1 protein-coding gene is annotated in these 590 nt (G+C 53.7%); it reads left to right on the forward strand.

Going from position 1 to position 590, the window contains the following annotated elements; all coding sequences use genetic code 11:
• A partial coding sequence (locus tag AC0QH1_RS04410; RefSeq protein WP_324629676.1) for a CHAT domain-containing protein occupies window positions 1-590 on the forward strand: 590 nt, incomplete at both ends.

Raw genomic sequence — 590 nt, forward strand, 5'->3', positions numbered from 1 at the left:
TTACCCGAACCGCAAGCGGAGGAGTTGACGCCGTTGCTGGTGAGTCACGAAATTGTCAATCTGCCTTCTGCCTCAACCTTGGCGATTTTGCGGCAAGACGAACCGCGCCAAACTGCGCCGAAAACGGTTGCGTTAATTGCGGATCCGGTGTTTGAACCGGACGATACAAGAGTGACGGGCGAAACTTCTGGCAACAAGTCGAATCTGCATCGGGTGGTGGTGAATCGTTCTGCGGAGACGATTATCGGGAGTCCGATTCCGGCACTTCCGGGGACGCGCGAAGAGGCGGAAGCGATTTTAGAGTTGGTTCCGGAGAATGCGGCGATGCCTGCGTTTGATTTCGATGCCTCTCGCGCTACGGTGGCGCAAACGGATTTAACTCAATATCAAATGGTACATTTTGCCACACATGGGTTTGTGAATAGTAATGCGCCGGAACTGTCGGGGGTTGTGCTATCTCTGGTGGATGAACGGGGCAATGCGGTAGATGGGTTTTTGCGCCTGCATGACATTTTCAACCTGAAGCTGAATGCGAAAGTGGTGGTACTTTCTGCCTGTCAAACTGGCTTGGGGGACTCGATTCGCGGCGA

Source organism: Phormidium sp. CCY1219 (genome assembly GCF_055795085.1).